We start from the raw sequence: 5,408 nt of genomic DNA, 5'->3' as shown, positions 1-5,408 counted from the left end.
TAATAGACCTTTTGCTGGTGGCGTTGATTTCATCGGGGCACGTGCTTTTGGAGGATGTGCCGGGCATGGGTAAGACCTTGCTTGCTAAGTGCCTGGCAAAGTCTTTGGACTGTACATTTAAGAGGATTCAGTTTACGCCTGACCTTTTACCCAGCGACTTGACCGGCATAAATTATTTCAATCAGAAAATTGGCGAATTTGAATTTAGGCCAGGTCCGATCTTTACCAATATACTGCTGGCCGATGAGATAAACAGGGCTACGCCCAGGACGCAGTCCAGCCTTTTGGAATGCATGGAGGAAAGGCAGGTCACCATCGACGGTGAGACCATGAAGCTACAGCAGCCTTTTTTAGTCATTGCCACCCAAAACCCCATAGAGATCCAGGGGACTTTTCCACTACCCGAGGCACAGCTGGATCGCTTTTTGTTGAAAGTCCAGATGGGCTATCCATCTACATCCGAGGGAATTGAAATCTTAAAAAGGTTTAAGGAGAGAAACCCGTTGGACGAAATCCTTCCAGTAGTCAGCCGAGAAGAGATTATAACAGCCCAACGGGATTATGTCGATGTCTTTGTAAGTGATGACATCCTTCGGTACATAGTCAACATCGTCGAGCTGACGCGAAAGCACAACGATGTACATCTGGGAGTAAGTCCCCGGGGAAGCCAGGCGCTCCTCAGAGCATCCCAGGTATATGCGATACTTCAGGGGAGGGATTATGTCATTCCTGATGATGTCAAGGCAATGGCAAAGCCGGTACTACGGCACAGGCTCATCTTAAGAGATGTGATGGCTGCTAAAGGCGGCCGGCAGGACGAAATCATCGATCAGATACTAAGGCAGGTTCCGGTGCCCACCGAACAACAGCTGTGGGAAAGGGAAGGTTAAATGATGTCCATTCAGTGGTTTATATTCATAACCGTTATCATCGTGATTATACAAGGGCTGGTATTTAGAAAGTGGGGATTAAAAAATCTCAAATACCATAGGTATTTTAGCGCTTCAGCCGTGTTTGAAGGGCAAGAGGTGGAAATGGTTGAGGTCATATCCAATGAAAAGCTGTTACCAGTTCCATGGCTCCGCATAGAATCTAAGATCAGCGCAAATCTGCAATTTCAAAAGCAGTTTAACCTGGATATACAGCACCAGCAGTTCCATAAAAGCTTGTTCAGCCTTATGCCGTATACTCGAATCATCCGTCGCCACAAGGTGAAGTGCTTAAAGAGGGGATGTTATTATCTCAATTCGGTCACCATGACATGCGGCGATCTGTTTGGATTCCAGGAAGTGTCAAGGGAGTTTCAACTGTCAGCACAGCTTCTGGTATATCCTAAACTCATACCCAAGGAGGACATACCTTTGCCGTCGCACAGCTGGCAGGGGGATGTGACGGTGAAGCGCTGGATAGTGGATGACCCTTTCGTGGTAGCAGGGGTGAGGGATTATGCCTATGGTGACCCCTTAAACCGCATCAACTGGAAAGCCACTGCCCGTACAGGCAAGATAAAGGTCAATAACCTCGATTTTACTGCAAACCCTAGATTGATGATATACTTAAATGTTGATATTTCTGAGGACATGTGGAATGCCGTCACCGAACCCGAAAGGATTGAGAAGGGCATATCATATGCTGCTTCCATTGCACAGCATGTTATTTCCCGGGGAATAGAAGTGGGATTCGGAAGCAACGGTTACCTGATAGATCGGCCAGGGGAGCCGGTACGCATCTTCCCGCGGTGCAGCCTGGAGCACCTTACTGCCATATATGAAGCTTTGGCAAAACTGGTTATAGCAAGAAGCGTGACATTCTTTACTTTTTTGGAACAGGACCTGGCAAGTGGTGTTACAGGGATGGATTTTCTCATAATCACCTCTTACTTAAGCCCAAGGTTGGAGAACCAGGTAAGGAAGCTGAAGGAGTACGGCAATGCAGTGGAATTTCTTTGGCTGGAACCGCAACAGGATGTGGGGAGTGAAAAACATGAAGAATCGGACGTTAGCGTTTCTTAAGCGGGTTGGACAAGCACTGGTGGAATTTATTGCTTTCCTACCTTTAATTTTGATGATAGCAGCTTTTGCTTTTCCTGCATCCATAACGCTTAAGTGGTCGGCTTTTCTACTGGTGTACTACATTGTAGGAATTCTTATAAGGAGCATTTTGAACACGAAGCCCAAGGTTATGTCTGTACTCCTAGGCCTTGTCGCGACGTTTCTTCTGGCATATGGCGCTTTCGGATGGGGTCTGCTGCTATGGGCTTCATATAGCGCAGGGCTTGTGGTGCTTTTCAGAGGGATGTCATTGGTTGAGCGCAGATGGGAGGAGCTTTTTCCCGCTGCCGCCTTGTGGACAGGAATACTGATTTATTTTATAGGCTACTTTTTTTACAAGCATTCAATAACGCTAAATCCCTATGCGGGGTTGGTAGCGTGGATGGGTTTTATTTATACAGTCGTAAGCCTTATAATATTTAACCTACAGCAGCTTAAAAGGGCTACCCTATCCAAAAATGATGCGCCTTTCCTTCCAGCCGGCCTGTTGCGGCATAACAGGCTGCTGATTGTCCTGACATTCATATTGATAGGAATTGTGGCCAATTTGAGCCGCCTTAAGGAAGTGGTGTTGTGGCTGGTTAAAGCCATAGGTTTGTTAATTGTCAAGATCCTCTTGTTCTTAAGCAACCTTCTATTCATGAGCAGCCAACCGGGAGGGATACCGCAGGATAGCGAAATGTTGGATATGCTGCCCGAGGCTGAGCCTAGAGCGCCTAATATCTTTGACTACTTATTAGAGGGCTTGGCATATGTTTTAACTATAACGTTTGTGATCGCGTTGGCTGCTGCACTTGCTGTGGCGTTGTACAGAGCAATAAGAGGACTTATTAGGCTGTTGGCAAGGTGGATACAGGAAGGGGAATGGGTAGAAGCCGATGCGGGATATGTGGATGTCAAGGAAAAGGTGGCCGATCTAAAGGCTTTAAGTAAAGAATATACCAGCAGGTGGAAACGCTGGCTGACCTCCTTGATGGAGCGGGAGCCGAGATGGGAAGACCTGCACGGTGTCAACCAGAAGGTGCGGTATCTTTACAGGCGGTTTCTGATTAGCTGTATAGCCCTTGGATACAGGCCAAAAAGCTATATGACTCCTAACGAGATAAAAGAGGACCTAAAGGTGTGGAACGAGGGAAAGGGACGTCAGGCCGATATGCTTATCCCACTTTATAACCTCGTGAAATATGGCAAGGATGCTGAGAAGCTGATCGACCCTACCAGCCTTGACGAGCTAGCAGACGTGATAGCCAAGCGCCAGGATAATTCATTTTAGCACTACTTGCTGCATTTCTGGCAAGCTGAACAGGGGTTTACGTGAACCATGACGTCTTTTACGTTCCCTAATTTTGACATTACATCATTTCTTACTGTATTGGCTATGTCATGCCCGTCTTGCACGCTTATGTGACTGTCAACAACTATGTCCACATCCACATATATCATGTTGCCATGCCTACGGGTTTTTAAAAGGTCTATGCCTTTGACGTTTGGTACCGACAGTACGATTTGGCGTATAGCTTCCACCTCTTCTGGAGGAGCCGACGAGTCCATAAGCTCTGAGATAGACCTTGCATATATCTCATATGCCATTTTTAAAATAAGCAAGGTGCCCACTATGGCTGCTATTGGGTCAGCTGCAGCATAACCTAGTCTAGCCGTTCCTATTCCTATAAGGGTTATCATGGAAGTCAAGGCATCCGAGCGGTAATGCCAAGCGTTAGCTTTGAGGGCCGTACTGTTTATCTTTTTGGCAATAAAAACGGTATACTGAAATAGTATTTCTTTGACGGCTATAGTCAGGATGGCTGCATAAAGGGCAAGAAGGCCTGGTTTTTCCATATCACCTGCGGTGAGGCGCTGTATGGCTTTCCAGCCAATGGCCAATCCCGCTACCAGCAGGAACCCAGCAATGAATTTGGCCGCGATTGCCTCGGCTTTTTCGTGACCGTAAGGGTGTTCCTGGTCTGCTGGCTTATTTGCTATTTTGAGGCCTAAAGCTGCAATTGATGTGGTCAATATATCAGACGCCGATTCAACAGCATCAGCTATCATGGCAGTGCTATGGGATATATATCCTGCTATCAACTTCAGTAGCGTCAACAGCACATTTATTATGATGCCTATTCTGTTAACCTTCTGACCCTCATGGTACCGAGCATTTTCCATGGTTTACCTCTCCCATTTTCAACTAAGAATCGAATTACTATATATATTATTTTATTTGGAGGAAGAAAGCAACATAAAAATAAGATAAAATCGAGAAAAATTATTTAAATGCAGAATAAAAGATAATATTCATCATTATCAATTGATAATGGTTATTAAATCTTTGTATAAGAGAAGGGGAAAAGTGGCCCAAAAATGTGCTAAAATAATCTGTATAAAATATATTTGTATAAGGCCTATGGAGTTACTGCTGGTGCCAAAGCCTGTTGCATAAAATGGCCTAAAAAGGTATTATGAAAAAAATGGGGGTGTAGGTAACATGAAGCCATTGATAGGTATCACCTGCGATTACGATGTGGCAGCCGAAAGGATGCAGGTGCGTAACGATTATTGTGAGGCCATATATGCGGCTGGAGGATTACCCGTGATGTTGTCATATATAGATATTGAGGATTTGTATTCCTTGGCCTCAAGGTTGGACGGTATCATGTTTACAGGAGGCGGAGATATAGACCCCCGTTACTTTGGAGAGCATCCCCATTATGCTTTAGGACAAGTAAATCCAGTTCGCGATGAGGTGGAAATAAGGCTTTGCGCCTGGGCTATGAAAAATGACAAGCCTGTGCTGGGCATATGCAGGGGTATCCAGGTAATGAATGTGGCTATGGGTGGAACGCTTTATCAGGATATAGCTACCCAATTGAAATCTGAAGTTACCATAAATCATAGACAAACGGCGCCCGGATGGTATCCCATTCACGAGGTCAGGTTTGAACTGGGCTCCAGGATAAGCTCCATAATGGGGCAGCAACATGTACGGGTAAACAGCTTCCATCATCAAGCTGTAAGAGAAGTGGCTCCTCCCTTTTGTATCGCCGGCCGAAGCGATGACGGCGTCATCGAGGTTATCGAGTCCAGAGAGCACACCTTCGCGGTGGGAGTTCAGTGGCATCCTGAACGGATGTATAGGCATCACCAAAACATGTTGTCGCTATTTAAAGCTTTTGTTGAGGCGTGCAGCAGGAGCAAGCGATAGATAGGGCGTTTAATGAATGAAGGAGGCAGATGGATATTATGAGGGAATTTTTGTTTGCCATCGGCAAGGAATTGGATGACTGGATTGAAGGGCTAACACTTCAAAACTATCAGCATTTAGCCTCTATCTTTTTAAAAATATTAGCTATATTGTTT

General features: G+C 45.6%; 5 protein-coding genes. 4 read left to right on the top strand and 1 reads right to left on the bottom strand.

Going from position 1 to position 5,408, the window contains the following annotated elements; genetic code table 11:
• The 3 genes from FWJ59_RS07620 to FWJ59_RS07610 all read left to right on the top strand — a co-directional run.
• The coding region (locus FWJ59_RS07620; RefSeq protein ID WP_414481355.1) for an AAA family ATPase at nt 1–890 on the top strand (890 nt) is incomplete at its 5' end.
• Nucleotides 891–893: 3 nt separating this feature from the next.
• Nucleotides 894–2,012: a DUF58 domain-containing protein gene (locus tag FWJ59_RS07615; protein WP_414481354.1), complete on the top strand. Its 1,119-nt coding sequence runs from the start codon at nt 894–896 to the stop codon at nt 2,010–2,012.
• Entirely contained in the window at nt 1,984–3,324 is a 1,341-nt protein-coding gene (locus tag FWJ59_RS07610) for a hypothetical protein (protein WP_414481353.1), read from the top strand. The genes FWJ59_RS07615 and FWJ59_RS07610 overlap by 29 nt, the downstream gene beginning before the upstream one ends.
• A gap of 2 nt (nt 3,325–3,326) precedes the next feature.
• Here FWJ59_RS07610 and FWJ59_RS07605 read toward each other — a convergent pair whose 3' ends face one another.
• Nucleotides 3,327–4,217 carry a cation diffusion facilitator family transporter gene (locus FWJ59_RS07605; RefSeq protein WP_414481352.1) on the bottom strand — a complete coding sequence of 297 codons (891 nt, stop codon included), beginning with the start codon at nt 4,215–4,217 and terminating at the stop codon, nt 3,327–3,329.
• Nucleotides 4,218–4,536: 319 nt separating this feature from the next.
• On the opposite strand from FWJ59_RS07605, the gene FWJ59_RS07600 reads away from it, so the two are divergent.
• Nucleotides 4,537–5,253, top strand: coding sequence for a gamma-glutamyl-gamma-aminobutyrate hydrolase family protein (locus tag FWJ59_RS07600; protein WP_414481351.1), 717 nt, complete (start codon nt 4,537–4,539; stop codon nt 5,251–5,253).
• Nucleotides 5,254–5,408: the final 155 nt, after the last annotated feature.

Source organism: Caldicoprobacter sp., assembly GCF_047459465.1.
Classification (GTDB): Bacteria; Bacillota; Clostridia; order Caldicoprobacterales; family Caldicoprobacteraceae; genus Caldicoprobacter.
The sequence above is the reverse complement of the archived record's forward strand: the minus strand, read 5'-3'. Positions and strand labels throughout refer to the sequence as shown.